The 19,313-nt window shown below is 44.0% G+C and carries 17 protein-coding genes; 10 read left to right on the plus strand and 7 right to left on the minus strand.

Annotated features, from left to right (window positions below):
- The first annotated feature begins 28 nt into the window (after positions 1-28).
- A complete protein-coding gene (locus tag VDIS_RS04545) occupies positions 29-592 on the plus strand; it encodes an XTP/dITP diphosphatase (RefSeq protein WP_013336037.1) in 564 nt (187 codons plus the stop codon).
- Here VDIS_RS04545 and VDIS_RS04550 read toward each other — a convergent pair.
- Both VDIS_RS04550 and VDIS_RS04555 read right to left on the minus strand, forming a co-directional pair.
- Positions 578-1,330 (minus strand): hypothetical protein, encoded by a 753-nt coding sequence (locus VDIS_RS04550; RefSeq protein ID WP_013336038.1) that lies wholly within the window; start codon positions 1,328-1,330, stop codon positions 578-580. The genes VDIS_RS04545 and VDIS_RS04550 overlap by 15 nt on opposite strands.
- Before the next feature lie 40 nt (positions 1,331-1,370).
- Positions 1,371-1,550 carry a TFIIB-type zinc finger domain-containing protein gene (locus VDIS_RS04555; protein WP_013336039.1) on the minus strand — a complete coding sequence of 60 codons (180 nt, stop codon included), beginning with the start codon at positions 1,548-1,550 and terminating at the stop codon, positions 1,371-1,373.
- Between the two features lie 157 nt (positions 1,551-1,707).
- On the opposite strand from VDIS_RS04555, the gene VDIS_RS04560 reads away from it, so the two are divergent.
- Positions 1,708-4,650 carry a DEAD/DEAH box helicase gene (locus tag VDIS_RS04560; RefSeq protein ID WP_171804841.1) on the plus strand — a complete coding sequence of 981 codons (2,943 nt, stop codon included), beginning with the start codon at positions 1,708-1,710 and terminating at the stop codon, positions 4,648-4,650.
- Here the strand turns inward: VDIS_RS04560 and VDIS_RS04565 are convergent.
- Together VDIS_RS04565 and cyaB are read right to left on the minus strand one after the other, a co-directional pair.
- Entirely contained in the window at positions 4,627-5,805 is a 1,179-nt protein-coding gene (locus VDIS_RS04565) for a hypothetical protein (protein ID WP_148678220.1), read from the minus strand. The two genes, VDIS_RS04560 and VDIS_RS04565, sit on opposite strands and share 24 nt — an antisense overlap.
- A gap of 23 nt (positions 5,806-5,828) precedes the next feature.
- The gene (gene cyaB / locus VDIS_RS04570; protein ID WP_013336042.1) at positions 5,829-6,380 is read right to left on the minus strand and encodes a class IV adenylate cyclase; all 552 of its coding nucleotides are present in this window, start codon (positions 6,378-6,380) and stop codon (positions 5,829-5,831) included.
- A 126-nt stretch (positions 6,381-6,506) separates the two neighbouring features.
- Between cyaB and VDIS_RS04575 the strand changes: the two genes are divergently transcribed.
- The 5 genes from VDIS_RS04575 (at position 6,507) to VDIS_RS04595 (ending at position 12,593) form a co-directional block, all read left to right on the plus strand.
- Complete coding sequence (locus VDIS_RS04575; RefSeq protein ID WP_013336043.1) at positions 6,507-8,033, plus strand: APC family permease; 1,527 nt, start codon at positions 6,507-6,509, stop codon at positions 8,031-8,033.
- Between the two features lie 81 nt (positions 8,034-8,114).
- Positions 8,115-9,284 (plus strand): substrate-binding domain-containing protein, encoded by a 1,170-nt coding sequence (locus VDIS_RS04580; RefSeq protein WP_013336044.1) that lies wholly within the window; start codon positions 8,115-8,117, stop codon positions 9,282-9,284.
- On the plus strand, positions 9,256-10,119 hold the full coding sequence (locus VDIS_RS04585; protein WP_013336045.1) for an ABC transporter permease: 864 nt from the start codon (positions 9,256-9,258) through the stop codon (positions 10,117-10,119). Before VDIS_RS04580 ends, VDIS_RS04585 begins: the two co-directional genes overlap by 29 nt.
- Complete coding sequence (locus VDIS_RS04590) at positions 10,103-11,161, plus strand: ABC transporter ATP-binding protein (RefSeq protein WP_013336046.1); 1,059 nt, start codon at positions 10,103-10,105, stop codon at positions 11,159-11,161. The genes VDIS_RS04585 and VDIS_RS04590 overlap by 17 nt, the downstream gene beginning before the upstream one ends.
- A 100-nt stretch (positions 11,162-11,261) precedes the next feature.
- Entirely contained in the window at positions 11,262-12,593 is a 1,332-nt protein-coding gene (locus VDIS_RS04595; RefSeq protein ID WP_013336047.1) for an NAD(P)-dependent malic enzyme, read from the plus strand.
- Between the two features lie 2 nt (positions 12,594-12,595).
- Here the strand turns inward: VDIS_RS04595 and VDIS_RS04600 are convergent, their stop codons facing one another.
- Positions 12,596-12,892 carry a stationary phase-response protein gene (locus VDIS_RS04600; RefSeq protein WP_148678222.1) on the minus strand — a complete coding sequence of 99 codons (297 nt, stop codon included), beginning with the start codon at positions 12,890-12,892 and terminating at the stop codon, positions 12,596-12,598.
- A 278-nt stretch (positions 12,893-13,170) separates the two neighbouring features.
- Between VDIS_RS04600 and VDIS_RS04605 the strand changes: the two genes are divergently transcribed.
- Positions 13,171-13,635 (plus strand): Lrp/AsnC family transcriptional regulator, encoded by a 465-nt coding sequence (locus VDIS_RS04605; protein WP_013336049.1) that lies wholly within the window; start codon positions 13,171-13,173, stop codon positions 13,633-13,635.
- A 75-nt stretch (positions 13,636-13,710) separates the two neighbouring features.
- Positions 13,711-16,065 (plus strand): DNA-directed DNA polymerase, encoded by a 2,355-nt coding sequence (locus tag VDIS_RS04610; protein WP_013336050.1) that lies wholly within the window; start codon positions 13,711-13,713, stop codon positions 16,063-16,065.
- Between the two features lie 43 nt (positions 16,066-16,108).
- Here VDIS_RS04610 and dnaG read toward each other — a convergent pair whose 3' ends face one another.
- Positions 16,109-17,494 (minus strand): DNA primase DnaG, encoded by a 1,386-nt coding sequence (gene dnaG / locus VDIS_RS04615; RefSeq protein WP_013336051.1) that lies wholly within the window; start codon positions 17,492-17,494, stop codon positions 16,109-16,111.
- Positions 17,495-17,600: 106 nt separating this feature from the next.
- Between dnaG and map the strand changes: the two genes are divergently transcribed.
- Positions 17,601-18,506 (plus strand): type II methionyl aminopeptidase, encoded by a 906-nt coding sequence (map, locus tag VDIS_RS04620; RefSeq protein WP_013336052.1) that lies wholly within the window; start codon positions 17,601-17,603, stop codon positions 18,504-18,506.
- A 5-nt stretch (positions 18,507-18,511) separates the two neighbouring features.
- Here the strand turns inward: map and uppS are convergent, their stop codons facing one another.
- Positions 18,512-19,228, minus strand: a complete 717-nt coding sequence (uppS, locus tag VDIS_RS04625; protein WP_013336053.1) for a polyprenyl diphosphate synthase — start codon at positions 19,226-19,228, stop codon at positions 18,512-18,514.
- Positions 19,229-19,313 lie beyond the last annotated feature (85 nt).

Consider the following 19,313-nt stretch of genomic DNA (forward strand, 5'->3'; position numbering starts at 1 on the left):
AAATCCATGCTTATAAAAGGTCATGGGTATGAGAATATTCTTTGTAACGGGTAATGAGGCTAAGTTCCACGAGGCCTCCCTGGTACTTAAGGAATTCGGCATAGAGCTCATGATTGATAGAGGTCATAGAAAGGTTGAGATACAAAGTGATAACCTTGAGGATATAGTCAGCAATGCGCTTCAGGGTATATGTAGCGATAATCCCAGTGACTACTTCGTGGTTGAGGATGATGGCTTATTCATAAATAAGCTGAATGGTTTCCCAGGCCCATACTCATCCTATGTCTATAAGACGATAGGGCTTACAGGTATCCTAAAACTAATGAGTGGCGTTGATGATAAGACGGCATACTTTAAGTCCGTGGTCGGCCTATGCGGTCCCAGGGTCGGCATTAAATTATTTTCAGGTGTTGTATACGGTAGAATTGCAATGGAGCCCAGGGGTACGGAGGGGTTTGGCTTCGACCCAATATTCATACCGGATGGTTATGATAAGACCTTTGCCGAATTGGGCATTGACATTAAGAATAAGCTATCCCATAGAGCCAGGGCATTTAGGGCGTTGGGGAATTGGATATTAAGTAATCTTTAGACGGTTAATCCTCATAATTACTAATGCCGCCTCATAAATTAATGCTGCGGCTGCACCGATAAGTAATGCCATTAATAGGTAGCTACTATTTAATGATTGACTGTATCTGCATAGGATTGATGTTATGGGCTTACTTGGCTGTACTACGTAGATTATGGGCCTACCTAACGCGTACACTATGTATATGGGGATTGATGGGGAACCCGTATTGCATATGACATTACCCGTAATTGTAGGTATAATAATTGCTGAGTTTATCGTGGTTCCGTAAGTTAGTAATGAGCTTGAGCCATTCGTTACTATGGGCGTTGACCCACTGTATGATAGTAATTCAATAAAGTAATTGGTCCCCTGAATAACGTAGTTATACGTACCCGATGCACTACTTATTGGTATTGATGTCGAATAACAAATGGCAGAATTATTACTTATTATCGTGATATTTACTTCATTAACTGGTAGTTGGTTATTAGCAAGTCTCATTATTATCCTAATATCGTAATTATTGCTTAGGCTTAAGTCGAGTATTATTGATGTGTTTGTCGTGGTAATAGTCCTTGTCACTATGAATGTTGTTGATGGATTTACCCCACATCTGCTTAATGCTTCGTTAATATTATTATTTAATTGCATTATGAAGTAATTACTTATGGAGTAACTCGTCAGCGGTGACGTAATTATGACCAGGACTGCCGTAAATAGGGCTATTGCGATTATTAATGTATACCTAGTCATCATTAGGTGAGGTGGATTTCTCCGGTTTATTATAGTTTCCTCACTAAGGATCTACGTGGCTTTCCACATTAACAGCTGACGTTATTAATCCCTCCCTCTTCATATTTAGTAACGTCCTTATTAAATGCGCCCTCAGTATCTTGGCTCCGCAGTACGTGCAGTAGGGCCTTCCATTTATTAAAACGGTCACCTTCACTGATCCGCAGGCGCTACACTTAAGCATTAATTTCACTTCCAGTGCCTAGTTAATATTAGGCTTACGTTATCATTAAAGGTAATATCTAAGAGTTATTCGTGTTTATTATTTATAAGTTTCGTGGTTTTGACTTTCACTTTAACTGAAGCAAATGGTTTAAAATGGGTAGGGACCATGGTGTTAATTGTATAGTGTTGGTGCGATGAGCAATTACGAAGTTAAATCCTCCACGTCAAGTAGGGAGCTGGATGATGTTTACAGGTTACTTCACCCTATAATTCAGTCGGCACTTATTGAGAAAGGTTTTCTGAGGGCTACAGAGCCTCAGAAACTGGCCATTCCAAAGATATTGAGTGGCCGTAATGTATTGATAATAGCGCCAACAGGTAGTGGCAAGACGGAAGCAGCCGTATTGCCAGTCCTCTCAATGCTTAGGTGGGGTATGGATAAGGGCGAGTTCGCCGATAAGGGCATATACATCCTCTATGTTACACCGCTTAGGGCGTTAAATAGGGACTTGCTTGATAGGCTTGTTTGGTGGGGTGAGAGGGTTGGTATTAAGGTTGGTGTTAGGCATGGGGATACGGACCAGAGCGATAGGGTTAAGCAGAGTAGGGATCCGCCTCAGATGCTCATAACAACCCCTGAGACGCTCCAGGCAATACTGGCTGGCAAAAGGTTGAGGGAGCACTTAATGAAGCTTAGGTGGATAATCGTTGATGAAATTCACGAATTTGCCGAGGATAAAAGGGGTACGCAGTTGGCGCTGACCCTTGAGAGGATTAAGTGGTTGATTGGTAGGAAGCCACAGATAATTGGTTTATCGGCAACCGTGGGTAGCCCTGAGGAGGTTGCTAAATTCCTCGTTGGTGATGGTGACGAGTGTGACATAGTGCAGTCGAGCATTGTTAGGGAGATGAAGATGGATGTCCTGCACCCAGAGCCCACTAAGGAGGATGAGGAGATGGCTAAGAACGTTTACCTGTACCCAGACGCAGTCGCCAGGCTTAGGGTGATTAAGGATCTCGTGAGTAATAACGGTGCAACGATAGTCTTTGTCAATACGCGATCAATGGCTGAGTTACTCATGTATAGGTTCACAATGCTTGGCTATGACTCCGTAGGCATACACCACAGCTCCCTATCCAAGGTTTCAAGGATAACCACAGAGAGGGCGTTTAAGGATGGTAAGTTAAAGGCTGTAATAGCAACGTCAAGTCTCGAGCTAGGCATTGATATTGGTCACGTGGACTTCGTGATACAGTACCTATCGCCTCACCAGGTTATTAGACTTGTTCAGAGGATTGGTAGGAGTGGTCATAGGCTTGATAAGGTTCCAAGGGGTGTGGTCATAACTGAGGATTTAAACGATACTCTCGAGGCTGTGGCGATTATAAATAGGGCTAAGTCAGGGCTCCTTGAGGCTACGCAAATACCTGATAAGCCCTATGATGTGCTTGTTCATCAAATAGTCAGTCTATTAATGATTAAGAGTAAGTGGACTATTGATGAACTTTACGATTTAATAAGGAGGGCTTACCCATACAGGAAGTTATCAATTGAGGAGCTTAAGGGCGTCCTTAGGTTTATGAGTGAGATCCTTAATCCAAGACTTGCCTACTTCATTGAGAATGAGGGTGTTGTACTTAAGCCAAGCGGCGTTAGGGCTAGGAGGGAGATGTATAGGTACTTCTTTGATCAAATGTCCATGATACCCGACGAGAAGCATTACTTAGTAATTAACCAGGTAAATGAGGAACCCATCGGCGTGCTTGACGAGGCATTCGTGGCCGAGTATGGGGAACCTGGCGTTAAGTTCGTGTTTAGAGGCGGTGTCTGGGTTTTGCAGAAAATAGTTGGTGATACGATCTACGTGGCGCCTGCCAAGGACACAATAGGCGCAATACCATCATGGGTTGGTGAGGAAATACCTGTACCATTCGAAGTCGCTCAAGACGTTGGTAGTATTAAGGAGGAGATGAGCAATTACATAACTAAGGTTGGGCCTGAGGTAACGACTGACATGTTTGCAATGAAGCTTGGCGTTTCGAGGGACACGGTTAAGTACGTGGTGGATAAGGTAATGGAGCACATGGAGAGTGGTGTCCCAATGCCATCGCATAGGCTCATTCTCCTCGAGCGCGTCGGGGACTTGATAGTGCTTTATACGCATGGCGGTACATTAGTTAATAGGACAATAGCCAGGATACTCGGTGAAGTATTAACAGAGAGACTTGGTTATCCTGTAGGTGTTCAGCAGGATGCCTATGCGGTAATAATACAGTTACCAAGGCCTGGCATTGATACGGCGCTCATCGTACATACCATAATGGATGTCGCTAATATGGATGAGAGAACATTCATTGACTATGCAATGAGGGCGATAACTAGGACGGGCATCTTCAAGAGGAAGTTTGTTCACGTTGCCCGAAGGTTCAACGTGATTAAGAAGGATAGGGAGTTGAGTGATTTAGCAATAACGAACTTAGTGGAACTTTATAAGGGGTCGCCAGTATTTACGGAGACCCTTAAGGAGGTTCTTACGAGGGATTTTGACCTGGATAATACGTACTTATTCCTAAAATCATTAATCAATGGTGAGAGGAAATTGGTAACTGTTGAGAGGAGTGAGTTTAGTCCGATGAGTAGGGAGATTGTGGATAAAATAAGTCATAGGCTTGAGGTGATGGCTCCGGAGAGACTCGATAAGTTGGTTAGGGAGAGTGTTAAGGCTAGGTTATTAAATGAGTCGATGACGCTTGTATGCCTTAACTGCGGCTGGGTTGGTTCAGCCAGGAATAAAGACCTACCAGACAAACCCAAGTGTCCCAGGTGTGGTTCGGAGAGACTTGGTGCGTTGAAGATTGATGAGGAGAAGATTAGGCAGGTTGTTGAGAGGTGGAGGGAGGGTAAGGCTAGGTCTGAGGATAATGAAATTATTGAGTACATAAATAGGACGGCGGAACTCGTTAGTAAATACGGCAAGCTTGCCGTGCTTGCACTATCTAGTAGGGTTAGGATTGACGATATTGAGGAGTTTCTACCAAGGATAGGCGATATTGATAAGTTAGTGCTGGTGGTTCATGAACTCGAAAAGAGGGAATTAAGGAGGAGGTTCATGGAGTGATGCCTCATAAACAGCCTTAATCAATGCCTCCTCATTCTCATTGGCATGAACCCTTCTTAACTCAACGAACCTCCTATAAACCTCCACGACCTTCTCAATCCTAAACCTCTCACAGTCATTATTCACGCACATGCTAAAGGGTGGTACATCCTTCCTAATAAGCCCAATGACACTGCTCCCCTGCCCAATGTACTTACCGCTCATTATTGACGTGTTAATCCCCACCTTAACCCAATCACCAATTATTGAACCAAGCTTAATCATGCCTGTGTCAATACCCATGTACCTAATAATGCCTATCGTATTTTTTAAATTCGAGGTTACCGAGCCAGCCCCAATATTAACCCACCTGCCCACGTAGGAATCACCCAGGTAACTAAAGTGCTCCTTAAGGCTGTGCATATCCACTATCGAATTCTTAACCTCACCACCAACTGCATTATTCATATACAGTACCGTGCCCTCCCTAATGTATGCATGAGGCAATACCCTAGAACCTGGACCGAGCAGTGATGGACCCTTAATATAAGTTAATGGTTCAATGATTGTATTTATTGCTATTACATTACCTGCCCTCTCATCAATAATGGCATTACTTGAGACGTCAGAGTCCACGGTCTTATCACCAATGATTTTTACTAAGTACTTAGAATTACTGCGGAGTAATTCAGTATTCCATTTAATTATGGACCAAATGCCATTAGCCACTGGTAAATCACAATTATTGATTACATCTTTCGCACCTGTTTCACGCCCATTAGTAATACTTAGGAGAACCTTATCGTTACATTTAATCTCGGCTTCCGTCCTCGTATTAACAATCAATTTATTTAATACATCTATTTGAGGGATTAATGACGTATATATCCACAGGGTTGTCCCACTTATATCCTCGATATTATGTATATACCTTACTGAATACTTTAGGTTAAGTTTAGACAATATTGAATCAGCAATACCTTGCCAATACCTAGCCAGATAATCGCGGGTAACAACGTATATATTCACATCATATCCAAGGTTCATTAACCATAATGCCACGTGTTCGTAGTATCGAAGACCACCAATTATTAAGTCACTGAGCGGTGTACTAATTGATAATGGGTAATAGTTCCTGTGGTTGTCCTCTATTATCACAACATTATCAAACTGCACAATAAGTATTTCAGCCATAATTATTAAGGTTTATTCGCACTCTGTTTCTCAAGCACTAACTCTAAGTACGTCTTTCTCTCGATCCAATCCCTCTTAAGACCCAACCTATCCCCGAGTTGGAGCACCTCTTCTGTGGCTTTATTTATTAACTCTTTATCATTAACCATGGTCTCCACCTCAACAAAACTACCTAGACCCTCAACCGTGTCTATGTAAATCGTGAAGTTCTCATAATTATAAATATCCCTCCTCTTCACAACCCTAGCCACCTCCTTAAACTCGAGTCTCCTAAGAATCTCAAGGAGATTGTCAAGATCATTAACAGTAACGCTCAATTCCTCACGAGTCTTACCAACACTGCCAATACGTGGACCCTTGTACGTTAGCACCACGGTGCCATCACCATATACCCTAACCCTAAGCGCCTCGTCAGTTTTCGCAAAGTCTCTAATTGGGCTATTAAAGTATATGTCAGTTTCCTCAGTATGTTCAAGAAACCTCGCATTCAGTGATTTCAGCTTATCTTTAATTACATCATGGCTCGGGATCCTGTACTTAACCTCAACTTCAAACACGGCATTATAGCCGCGCCTACTAATTTATAAACTATGCCCTGGCTTATTGTTTAATTAAATTATTAAACAATAAACGGTATTAATGAACAGAGAATTTATAAATTATTTAAAATAAACATTATAACGATGGATAAGGAATACCAAGTCTTCATCAGGGAGTCCACGGGTTTGGTTAAGGAGGCTGGTTTTTGGGATGCTGTGTCGATAAACATCGCCAACATGTCAATAGGCGCGGCCCTTGGCACAGTGGGCTTCACATTGGCTGCCCTACCAACAGTGGCTGGTGCAAATCTGGTATATGCTTCGCTCATAGCTGCTCTCTTTGCATTGCCACAAGTGATTGTTTATTCAACATTGATTAAGTACATACCGAGGGTCGGTGGTGATTACGTATGGCTAGGAAGAGCCCTAGGACCAAAACTAGCCTGGCTAACCAACGGATTAGTACTTGGCTTCATAATAGAGAGCCTGGCATACTATGCATTAATAGCCTTCGCAGCCGTTTTTCAATTAGAGTCAGTATTACCGGTATTAGGCATTGATGCTTCACTAACAACTCTTCAGGAGATTGGTATAGGCGTTGCCTTCTTTGCCGTGATAGTTCTGGCCAATATACTAGGTACTAAGTATGGTATTAAACTAATGACAGCATTAACCACGGTATCCCTGCTCGGTTTAATAATCGTCATCATAATGCTCCTAACAACGCCGAAGTCTCAAGTCATTAGTGCAGTATCCTCATTATTGCCGTCTGGTTACACGTATGCGAAGGTTGCCGGCAGCTATTCGGGACCCTCGTTCTCAATGAATACAATACTAATGCTATTGCCCTTCTTCGCAATTTACGTTTACCCATGGTTGAATGCCGGACCTGCGATTGCCTCAGAAATTAAGGGTAAGAGTGCATTGCGTTGGAATATACCAAGCGCCTTCATACTAACCCTAGCCCTACTAACTATAGGGTTCGAGGCTATGTATTATTCGTTGGGCTTTAGCTTTGTTACTGCGGCGTTGTCTAATCCTGACCTTAATGGTGTTATTAACTTCTGGACAATAGCAATGGCGGTTTCACATAGTGTGGTTTTAAGTTGGTTTATAGGAATTTCATCAATCACTTGGTATCTAGCTATCTTAGCCTATGGTGCTATCGTCGTTGTTAGGTACTGGTTCGCGCTGGCCTTCGACAGGGTTTGGCCGAGCGCCTTCGCCTACATAAGCCCGAGGTTCGGAACACCAATATACGCACACCTATTCGACTTAGCAGTAACGGCATCCTTAATCGCCGCAGCTGGGTTCCTCTATAGCACATTCACTGCGCTGTATGGTGCTGTTGTTGAGGCGATAATATATTACATGGTAGTCGGTATTGCTGCAGTAATACTTGCGGCGATTAGGTACTCGTCATTTAACATAAGTAATAAGTCTAGGGTTGTCTTGATAGTATTCGGCACATTAATGGCTGGCGTAATGGCATATTTGACCTATGAGTTCCTAGCTTACCCACAGATTTGGGGCGGTAACTGGCTCGCCTACGGTGTTGAGCTTGGAGCCGTGGTATTGGGAATCACCGTGTATTTAATATCGCGTTATATCAATATTAGGAGGTTTGGTATTGACATATCCGTGGCTTATGCCGAAATACCACCTGAGTGATTATTAAAAAATTGAATGTTAATTATCAATTATCAGATAATTAATAAAACTTTAATAGAGCAGAAACACGGAATATTTTGTATGGCGAATACAACCGTTTGGTTAGTCGTTGGCTTAATAATAGGTCTTGTAATTGGCGTGGCAATTGGCTATGCAGTTATGCCGCCTAAGGTAATTACTAAAACAGTTACTGTTACTAAATACGTTAATGTAACCACCCCTGTTACCACCACAACCACGGTATCAACAGCTCCCTTCGCCGTTGGCGCCGCTGGCACTCTGAAGTTCGCATTTACGGACATCCTCAATGTCATGCAGAGCATGTATCCAGGCATAACAATAGCCCCCGCCATGTTTAAGGGTAGTGGTGAGGTTGCCCATACGGAGGCAACCACTCAACAATTCAGTGTTGTGGCCTCTGCAGACACCACAACAATACCCTCCGTATTATTCCCTAACTACACTAATTATGAAATTGCCTTTGGAATTACGCAGATGGTCATAATAGTCAATCTAAATACCACGGCTGGGCAGGAGGTCTATCAACTATGGAAGCAAGCCCAGTCATACCCACCAATGTCTGCGCAGTACAATGAGACTTGGCAAGAGATTTGGCAGATAATAGCCCTTAACTCAAGCACAGTTGTTGGTGTCTCAAATCCATTCACAGACCCCTCAGGTTACCAGGCTCAGTGTGTCGTTAAGTTGGCGGGCTTGGCGTTCTTCAACAATGCCTCTTACCTATACGATGCGATTTATGGGAACCCAAGTAAGTACATGATGAGGAATACGGAGATAGACCTACTAACGCTAATGGCCTCTGGGCAGGTGGACTTCATACTATCGGCCTACGAGAGCAATGCAATACCACAGACCCAGACGTACCATAATACCGTATTCATAACGCTACCGCCATTCATAAACCTCGGTAACCTAAGCTATGTTAATTACTATCACCAGGTTAGTGTCACCTGGACTGAGAATGGCGTCACGAAGACCTTTGCGTGTAACCCCGTTGTTTACACAATAACGATACCGTTCCAGGCACCGAATAAGCAGGCTGCAGAGTACTTCCTACTACTGCTCTATAGCCCGATTGGTCAAAAGATACTTGAGGAGAATGGTATTCAACCAATAATGCCTGGCATTGTTTACGGTAATTACAGCGCTGTGCCTAATGCAATTAAACCCTTTGTTGCACCATTAAGCCAGTATCCACAGTATGCGTCCATATTCCCAAGCCAGGGCTAAGGGAATTAGTAGCATGAATTTATTAAAAATGAACATACCCATTATTCTAATCCTGTTAATCTCCATATTCATATTCTCAATCCTCATAATTTACCCATTAGCCCTACTCATAGTCCTGGGCTTCCCAATGATACCAAAGGCCCTCTCCGTGGTTAGCTTCCTACAGGCGATTGAGGTGACGGTGGTCATGTCGACGCTATCAGCCATAATAGCGATAATTATGGGGACGCCAATAGCCTATGTAATGGCTAGGTACGACTTCCACCTAAAGAGTGTAGTGGATGCTGTGATTGACATACCAATAATGATACCCCACATAATCGTTGGGATCATGGTCGTGCTAGCCTTCGCCTCCTACTACGGTCTTGGCCCATTCCTAAAGGCTCACGGCATTAACTTCATAAACACTCTTTGGGGTGCCACAACCGCTGTTGCCTTTCTCTCGTCGACGTACTACATTAGGGTTGTTGAGGCGTCGATTAGGATGATAAACCCTGAAATGGAGGCTGTTGCGAGGACCCTAGGGGCTAGTCCATTAAGGGTCTTCACATCGATCATACTTCCCAGGATTTGGAGGTCTATGGCGACGGGCGCCATACTATCGTGGGCTAGGTCAGTCTCCGAGGCTGGTGCTCTATTCATTGTTGCCTACTATGTGCTGTTTGGTAAGAACCTTGTTTACCCAGCCTCGGTATACATCTACGAGAGTTACGTGGGTATTGGCTTAGTAAATGCTGTGGAGTTTTCAGCGGCGCTCGTTGCGGTCATGCTCATAATATTCATCATCTATAGGGTCCTGGTTAGCTTAGGTGGTGGTAATGCCTGGTATGGTTGAGTTAAGGAATGTGGTCGTGCGGCTTAGATACTTCACCCTAGGCCCAATAAACACGGTTTTTGAACGCGAAACATACAACGTGATTCTCGGGCCCACGGGATCGGGTAAGAGTACGTTACTTAAGACGATAGCGGGCATCTATAAGGTTAGTGAGGGCAATGTGGTAATTGATGGCATCGACGTATCCAAGGAACCGCCGGAGACTCGTAATGTATCCTACGTACCTCAGGGTTATGCGATTTTTGACCACATGACTGTTTATGAGAATATTGAGTATGGGCTTAGGTTCAAAGGCATCCCTAAGCCGGAGAGACGTAGACTTATTATAGAGATTGCCAAGGACCTAGGCATTGATTACTTACTTAATAGAAGGGCCGTTAATTTAAGTGGTGGTGAGCAACAGAGGGTTGCGTTGGCTAGGGCCCTCGTTATTAAGCCAAAGGTCTTACTACTGGATGAACCCCTCTCAATGCTTGATAGAGAGACCAGGGATAGGATAATATTGATGCTCAGGGAGTTGCCCAAGAAATATGGTATTACCGTGGTTCACGTGACTCATGATTGGGATGAGGCATACTCATTGGCTGATAAGGTGTATATCATGAATGAAGGCAAGGTACTGGAAGAGGGGGACCCCGAGCAGGTATTTAATAAACCAAGGAGTGTTTTCACAGCTCGGTTCCTGGGCTTCCAGAACATTATAAGAGGTTCTGCTAAGGGTAACCTTGTGGTACTTAATGGTGAAGTCAAATTGAGTATTAATGGTGAGGCTGATGGTGAGGTTTATGTTTGCATTAGGCCTGAGTGGATTAAGGTTATGGTAGATAATGGCGTTGGCTTAGAGGGTCATAATGTTCTTAGGGGTATTGTTGATGAGGTGATTAGGAGTAGGATTGGTTACCAATTATTGGTTTCAGTGGGCAGGGGATTAGTATTAACTGCATTATCCGCCACGGCCTTTAAACCTGGTGATAGGGTCCTACTTATCATACCAAGTGAGAATGTTCATGTTATTAAGAGTAATGAGACTGTTAAAGTATAGTCACTATTCAGATAAATATTTTTCATGCATCTTCTATATTGGTCGATTGTCGAATTCATCTTCAGAAATTAATATAAATCCTTAAGCTTAACGTTACGTGATGAGCGAGGAATCAAGTAAATGGTTTAAGATAGCAATTGAGGCATCAAGGAGGTATGGAGGAAAGATAATGGTATTACCTAAGGTGCCCGTTAGGAGTCTGCAGGATTTCTCAATATGGTATACGCCAGGCGTTGCCGCAGTTTCCAAGGAAATAAATGCCAATATCGATAAGTCCTTTGAGTACACATGGAGGTGGAACGCAATCGCGGTTTTAACTGATGGTAGTAGGGTCCTTGGGCTTGGTAATGTTGGTCCAGAGGCGGCAATGCCAGTCATGGAGGGTAAATCACTCCTCTTTAAGTATCTTGGTGGTGTTGACGCAGTACCACTACCTATTAGGGTAAAGACCCAGGAGGATATCGTCAACGTTGCTAAAGCCATAGAACCAGCCTTTGGCGGCATAAATCTTGAGGATATTGAGTCGCCTAAATGCTTCTATGTACTTGATAAGTTAAGGGAGGAGTTGAAAATAGCCGTTTGGCATGATGATCAACAGGGGACGGCAGGTGCGATATTGGCCGGCCTAATAAATGCCTTTAAGGTTGTCGGTAAGAAACTTGAGAATTCAACAATTGCACTAATAGGTGCTGGTGCGTCTAATATAGCCGCCGCCAGAATATTGATAAAGTACGGCGTTAAGCCAGGCAATATAATACTCGTTGATAGTAAAGGAATACTACACCCTGAGAGGGAGGACATGGACAAGCTAATGCTTACTAATCCGTGGAAATATGAATTAGCGATAAAGACCAATGCGGAGAGGAGAAAGGGTGGCATTAAGGAGGCGCTCGTGGGTGTTGACGCCGTCATTGCAGCATCCGTTCAGGGACCTGGCGTGATTAAGAAGGAATGGATTAGGGCAATGAATAAGGACCCAATAATCTTTGCCCTAGCGAACCCAATACCGGAGATCTGGCCCTGGGAGGCTAAGGAGGCTGGTGCTAAGGTTGTGGCGACGGGTAGGAGTGACTTCCCCAACCAGGTCAATAACTCCCTGGTATTTCCCGGAGTCTTCAGGGGCGCGCTGGATGCTAGGGTTAGGACCATAACTGATGAGATGGTTATTGCCGCAGCCCAGGAGATTGCCAACTTCGTTGGTGATCAATTAAGTGAGAATAAGATATTACCTACAATGGAGGAATGGGACTTTTACCCGAGGGTTGCGGCTGCTGTTGCAGTGAAGGCTGCGGAGCAGGGTGTCGCCAGGAGGTCACTAACCTGGAAGGATGAGTATAACATGGCTAAGGAGATCATTGCAAATGCCAGGTTAATGATTGAGACGCTTTATGGTAAGGGATTAATAAGGGATTTACTTAGTGACTTAGTGTGATGTTATACAGAGTCCTTAATTTGCTCCAATAATGAAATCACTTGCCAGAAGATAACCCTACTAAAAAGTGGCATGTTTGGGTCTGCCAATGCCTCGTCGAGTATGCTAATGACTGTTGACGCCTTAAGGCCTGGGCTCATGTTTGGGTCCATCAAAACCCTAACAGCCTCACTAGCCGCTCTCCTAATGTTCCTTGGAATGCCCATGTCCTGAACAACCCTGGTTAAGTAGTATAGGGCCTGTTTTATTCTCTCATCCGTTTCATCCCTGCTCAATCCAGGGGTTTGCCTGCTTGACATATTTTTCACCACTAGAAAGGACCTCTTTGCTGAGCAATCGTTGATAATCAAATATAAAAACATTTTCTTTGCTTAATTCATTGAATAACCTATGGTATTCATATTTTTTCAGGGGTTAGATATGCATGAATTATTTGCGTCTTTATGAACATGACAATGGTTAATTGATTTTTAAATAGGTGTGTGAGAAAGATAATTATGTAAAGTAATTAGGTGCGATATGAATATTTTTATAACAAGCGAATGTTTTTTAAATGGGTTCAGCGGGTACTTCATTGATGTCAATAACCGAGGAGATAGACCAGACTGATATTGAGATTTTAAAGATGTTGCAGGATGATTGCAGGATAACACTTGACGAAATGGCTAATAAGTTAAAGATTTCGAAATCAACGGTTTACTATAGGATCAAGAAGCTCGAGAGACTGGGCATAATACTTGGCTGTCATGCTAAGTTAAGCCCTGAGAAGATGGGTAAGGACTACGTCGCGGTAATACTCGTTAAGGCTAAGTACGGCCCTGGTTATCACGATAAGGTTGGTCAGAAGTTGGCGGGTATTAATGGTGTGACGGCTGTTTACTACATATTTGGTGAGTGGGACTTTGTGCTTCAGGTTAGGGCTAGTGGTAAGGACGAGATTCTCAGGATTCTTGAGCAGATAATGAATATGGAGGAGGTTGAGAGGACGTCAACGCTTATAGTGGCTAAGGTGATTAAGGAAGATCCAAGACTACCCATTTGAGGGAATACAGCCTATTCATAATGTTAAAAAACAGGGAGGAGTAAGTTTAACTACTTGTTTCCTAATTAACCCATAATGGAATTAGCATTTTGGTTATTAGACATTACCTACGGCGTTATCGGCAACACGCCAGAGTTAAGGTTATTCGGTATTACGGATGATGGTAAGAGGGTCCTCGTTTTAGATAGGTCATTTAGGCCGTACTTCTACGTAATACCGTCAGGTGACGTCAATGCCGTTTTTAATAACGTTAAGCGCAAGTTGGAGGGTAAGGTATTGAATGTGGAGGTTATTAAGCGTAAGATGTTCGGTAACGAGGTTGACGCCATTAGGGTTACCGCGACAATACCTGAGAAGGTTAGGGAGCTTAGGGAGCTTGCCGCCGAGGTTCCTGGCGTTGAGGATGTGCTTGAGGCAGACATTAGGTTCTCACAGAGGTATTTACTGGACATGGGTGTTAAGCCGAGTAATTGGATTGTCGTTGATCAGTGTGAGGAGGTTAAGGGTAATTACCAGGTTGACCTGGTCTGCTTGGCTAAGTCAAGGCCTAGAATGATTGAGGAACATAAATTACCTAGTTTCAGGGTACTTGCGTTTGATATCGAGGTTTATAACCCGAGGGGTATGCCTAACCCTGATAGGGACCCCGTCATAATAATATCGACCATGACTAAGGAGGATGGCGTTAAGATGTTTGTGGTGGACGATAATAAGAATGACGCTAAGATAATCAGGGAGTTCCTAGATTACTTCAGGAAGTACGACCCCGACATTGTGGTTGGCTATAACAATAATGGCTTTGACTGGCCTTACTTAGTTAATAGGTCGTCAAGGGTTGGCGTTAGGTTAGCCCTGTCCAGGATGGGTAATCCACCTGAGCCAAGTGTGTATGGTCACTGGTCGATAATTGGTAGGGCAAATGTTGACCTGTACAACTTCATTGAGGAGATTAGTGAGATAAAGGTGAAGAGCCTTGATAGGGCCGCCGAGTTCTTCGGAATAATGAAGAGGAGTGAGCGCGTCCTAATACCTGGCCACAGGATACATGAGTATTGGGATGATAAGAATAAGCGTGATTTGCTCCTTAAGTATGCTAGGGATGACGTGGTAAGTACGTATGGATTGGCGGAGAAGCTGCTTCCATTCGCGATCCAATTATCCTCAATATCAGGACTACCCCTGGATCAGGTTGGTGCGGCTAGTGTTGGTGCTAGGGTTGAGTGGATGATATTCTATGAGGCAGTTAAGAGGGGTGAATTGGCACCTAACCGTGAGGAGAGGCCATACGAGACCTACAAGGGCGCTGTCGTGCTTGAGCCGAGGCCTGGGCTTCATGAGAACATTGCCGTAATAGACTTCTCAAGTATGTATCCGAGTATCATGATGAAGTACAACGTCTCACCAGATACGCTGGTGCTTGGGGATTGTGGTGATTGCTACGTGGCACCTGAGGTTAATTATAAGTTTAGGAGGTCACCAGAGGGGTTGTACCCTGGTTTACTTAGGATTCTTGTTGAAAGCAGGCGTAGGGTAAGGGACTTAATGAAGAAGTACCCTGAGAATAGCCCTGAGTGGGTTCTCCTGAATGAGAGGCAGAGGGCGCTTAAGGTTATGGCTAATGCCATGTATGGGTATTGTGGCTGGTTAGGGGCCAGGTGGTATAGGCGTGAGGTGGCTGAGGCCGTAACGGCATGGGGCAGAAACCTATTGAGAACCGTTATTGAGAAGGCAAGGTCCCTGGGCCTACCAATTATTTATGGTGACACCGACAGCTTATTCGTTAGGAACATTAGTGATAAGGTTGATGCCCTAATAAATTACGTCAATAATGAACTTGGCTTTGAGGTTAAGGTTGATAAGGTATATAGGAGGGTTTTGTTTACCGAGGCTAAGAAGAGGTATGTGGGTTTGACTGTGGAGGGGGAGGTCGATATTGTTGGTTTTGAGGCTGTTAGGGGTGATTGGGCTGAGATTGCTAAGGATGTTCAGGAGAATGTTGCTGAGATTGTGCTAACGACAGGTGATGTTGGTAAGGCTATTTCTTACGTTAAGTCTGTTATTGATAAGGTTAAGGCATATCAATTCGACATTGATGATGTGATTATTTGGAAGACCCTAGATAAGTCACTGAATGAATATAAGGTATTAACACCTCATGTCGCTGCAGCCAAGCAGTTGGTGGAGGCTGGTTATAAGGTTGGTAAGGGCGACATGATTGGTTACGTGGTTGTTAAGGGTGGCGGTGCTAAGTTGGCTTATAAGGTTAAACCATACATACTCATTAAGGACATTAGGGAGGTTGATGTTGATTATTACGTTGAGAAGCAGATAGTCCCTGCTGCAATGAGGATACTCGAGGTTTTGGGAGTTAAGGAGTCGCAGCTTATGGAGGGTAAGGCGGGTAAGTCAATACTTGATTACTTCTCGTAAAATTAAAGAAAGATAGTACAAAATATCACTATTTTATTATAAGTCACTTAGCCCCTGTGCCCGCCCCAGCCTTACTTAGGTACTCATCGATCGTCATTATCAACATGTCAGTGGGTACCTTCGTTATATTGCCTACCCTCGACATTATCAATAACTTAACGCCTTTACTCGATGCGACATCCACGAGACGCTGTGTGCAAACTCCATCAAATATTACGGCATATGCATTGGGCAGTTGCTGTAGTGTATCAACGAGGTCTCTCACGGGTATTCTCTTTATTTCAGTCCAGTGGTCATCATATATTATGGCCTCCAGGGTTCCACCAAGCTTCTTCATCTCATCAATGACATTTGGAGGTAATTGAGGAATCTCAGGGCTTGGTTGACTTAGTTGCTGAGGTTGGGTCGTTTGTTGAGGCGTTACCTGGGCCTGCATCGCCGGTGGTGTTGGCTGTATTGGCTGTGGTTGTGGCAATACCTGGACCTTCTCGGCCTGTTGTGGCTGTTCCTGTATTGGAACCTCTATGGCCTGGGCCTGCGGTATTTCCTGCTGAGCCTGCTGCCTAGCCTCCTCAATCATCTTCCTCTCCCTCTTCTCAAGGCTTGCCAGGTATTCCTCAGCCGGTACCTTATTCCTAAGGGCCTTCGTTATTTCCTTAGCCGTTAACTGCTCAACCTCCTTGCCAGGTGGCGCCCTGGCTATATAATCAATGTCTGCATACTTAAGTAACTCCTTGAGCAGCATTTCGCCACCCCTATCTCCGTCTACAAACGCTATCGTTGTCTTCTTCTTGCTCAGCTCAACAACCGTCTTAGGAACACCACCGCTTGAGCCACCAAGTCCTATCACGTTCTTGAAGCCATGCTTGACCAGGTTAAGTACATCGGCCCTACCCTCAACGATTATTATGGTATCGGCCGTATCAACCTCAGGCCCCGCGGGTAGCTTCTCAGGCCCGTACTCAATGACCTCGGTCTCCCTAATGCTTTCCATGAACTTCGTAATCAACTCTTTAGTATCCGGCAATGCCTCGTGCTCAACGAGCTTAAGTAATTCCCTGGCTCTATCAAAGATCTTCTTCCTCTTTTCCTCCCTTAGGTCTTTAATCTCGACTACCTGAACCTTAGCATTATAGGGACCAACCTTATCCACGGTCTCGATCATAGCAGCGACGAGGGCTGTCTCATACCTATCTAGATTTGATGGTATGTATACCTTACCGACGGTCTTATCGCCCTTATACTCAGTCTCAACCTCTATCCTGCCTATCCTGCCATTCATTTGAAGTTCCCTTAGGTCAAGTTCATTGCCTAGTAGGCCCTCGGTTTGACTAAACAGTGCGCCTATTATGTCGTATTTCTCCACTGTTCCCTGAACCTCCACGTTAGCTACTATGAGGTATTTAGCCACGATTGTTAAGGCTCCCATTACGACACCAAGTACTTCATGACTAACCAGATTAAAATAGTTTCTCTTGACAAAGACAATTATTAAAAGGGCAAGGCTATTTAAAGGAGTCAGTACGGCATATTACGTGTCTACGGACTTATTGAAAATTTATGAAAGACTTGGCGCCATTGCCAGGGATGCCCTTAACTACGCAATGTCCATAGTGGAACCTGGAATGCCAGTACTTGAGCTATGCGAGAAGGTTGAGAATAGGATTAGGCAGAGCGGTGCGAAGCCCGCGTTTCCCGTCAATATTAGTATTAATGATGTTGCCGCTCATTACACAGCCACCATAGGTGATAAGTCGGTGATACCGAAGGGCGCGGTGGTGAAGATAGACCTTGGCGCCCACATTGATGGTTACATAGTGGATACCGCAGTCACAGTCACCTTTAACCCAATGTACAGCCAATTAATTAAGGCATCAATGAAGGCGCTGGAGGCGGCGCAATTAAGCATGAAGCCTGGAGCCACATTAGCATCGATTGGCGCTCAAATAGAGAGGGCCATAAAGTCCTTTGGATTTAAGCCAATTAAGAACTTGAGCGGTCATTTAATAAGGAAGTACGTACTCCACGCAGGTAAGTCAATCCCCAATTACGATAATGGCGACCGACAGAGGATAATCGAGGGTGAGGTATATGCGGTAGAACCATTCTCAACTAATGGCGCTGGTTACGTGGATGACGGGCCGCAAGTCACTATTTACCACTTGTTCAAGGATCCAAGCCCTAAGGATCCCCATTATGACGTACTTACGTATATAATTAATGAGATTGGTCCATTACCATTCACCCCCAGGTGGCTTGTCTCGAAGTTTGGTGAGGAGGTTGGTAATGTAATAAGTGAGTTGTACGTGAAGGATTATGTTTATGGTTACCCAGTATTGATTGAGCATGGCAAAGGTCTGGTGGCTCAGGTTGAGGATACGTTCATAATAACTAAGGATGGGGCTATCCCCGTCGTGAATGTGCTTTCACTATTAAAGTGAGGAGATTATTTGCCGAATCTCCTTTCTCTCCTTGAATAATCATCAAGTGCCTGCTTAAGGTCCTCCTTAGTTATTTCCGGCCAATACTTATTCAGGATGTATAATTCAGAGTAGGCGGTTTCATAAAGTAGGAAATTACTTATTCTGTGCTCCCCACCAGTCCTGATTATTAAGTCAGGCTCGGGGTATGGCTCATCACCTATATAAAGATACCTAAACAGGGTATCCTCGTTTAGGTCGCTGATGTTTAACTTACCGCTATTATAATCGACGAGTATCTTCTTAATTGCATCAATTATTTCCTGCCTACCACCATAAACCACTGCCAGGTTTAAGTAATGATCGGAATAATTTGCCGTAGCCTCCTCAGTGAGTGCTATCTCTCTACGAACATCCTCAGGCAGGAGCCAAGTCCTACCAATGACCCTAACCCTGACCCTATTCCTATGAATTCTCTCATCCTTTCTAACTTTAATCAATTTTTCCTTTAATAATCTATATAATAAATCCAACTCCAACTTGGATCTTCTAAGGAAGTTCTCAGTAGATAGAACGTACACAGTAACGATTTTTATGCCAAAATCTAATGACCAATCTAAGAACTCCTCAACCTTATCTGACCCAATCCTATAGGCCTCTGTTATTGGTAGTCCAACCTTCCTAGCCCACCTCCTGTTTCCATCTGGTATAACGCCAATGTGTATTGGCAATGCACCTTGCATTCTATTTGCATTCTTGAGGTATATTTCCCTCTTTTAAAGTTATGCACTGCCTAATTTACGGTCTTAATTACTGAGTAACACATTT

This window comes from Vulcanisaeta distributa DSM 14429, assembly GCF_000148385.1.
GTDB classification, from domain to species: Archaea; Thermoproteota; Thermoprotei; order Thermoproteales; family Thermocladiaceae; genus Vulcanisaeta; species Vulcanisaeta distributa.

Coding starts and splice junctions, on each gene's coding strand:
- VDIS_RS04545 (WP_013336037.1), top strand. CDS start 29: ATGAGAATATTCTTTGTAACGGGTAATGAGGCTAAGTTCCACGAGGCC.
- VDIS_RS04550 (WP_013336038.1), bottom strand. CDS start 1,330: ATGATGACTAGGTATACATTAATAATCGCAATAGCCCTATTTACGGCA.
- VDIS_RS04555 (WP_013336039.1), bottom strand. CDS start 1,550: ATGCTTAAGTGTAGCGCCTGCGGATCAGTGAAGGTGACCGTTTTAATA.
- VDIS_RS04575 (WP_013336043.1), top strand. CDS start 6,507: ATGGATAAGGAATACCAAGTCTTCATCAGGGAGTCCACGGGTTTGGTT.
- VDIS_RS04580 (WP_013336044.1), top strand. CDS start 8,115: ATGGCGAATACAACCGTTTGGTTAGTCGTTGGCTTAATAATAGGTCTT.
- VDIS_RS04585 (WP_013336045.1), top strand. CDS start 9,256: ATGCGTCCATATTCCCAAGCCAGGGCTAAGGGAATTAGTAGCATGAAT.
- VDIS_RS04590 (WP_013336046.1), top strand. CDS start 10,103: ATGCCTGGTATGGTTGAGTTAAGGAATGTGGTCGTGCGGCTTAGATAC.
- VDIS_RS04595 (WP_013336047.1), top strand. CDS start 11,262: ATGAGCGAGGAATCAAGTAAATGGTTTAAGATAGCAATTGAGGCATCA.
- VDIS_RS04600 (WP_148678222.1), bottom strand. CDS start 12,892: ATGTCAAGCAGGCAAACCCCTGGATTGAGCAGGGATGAAACGGATGAG.
- VDIS_RS04605 (WP_013336049.1), top strand. CDS start 13,171: ATGTCAATAACCGAGGAGATAGACCAGACTGATATTGAGATTTTAAAG.
- VDIS_RS04610 (WP_013336050.1), top strand. CDS start 13,711: ATGGAATTAGCATTTTGGTTATTAGACATTACCTACGGCGTTATCGGC.
- dnaG (WP_013336051.1), bottom strand. CDS start 17,494: ATGGGAGCCTTAACAATCGTGGCTAAATACCTCATAGTAGCTAACGTG.
- uppS (WP_013336053.1), bottom strand. CDS start 19,228: ATGCAAGGTGCATTGCCAATACACATTGGCGTTATACCAGATGGAAAC.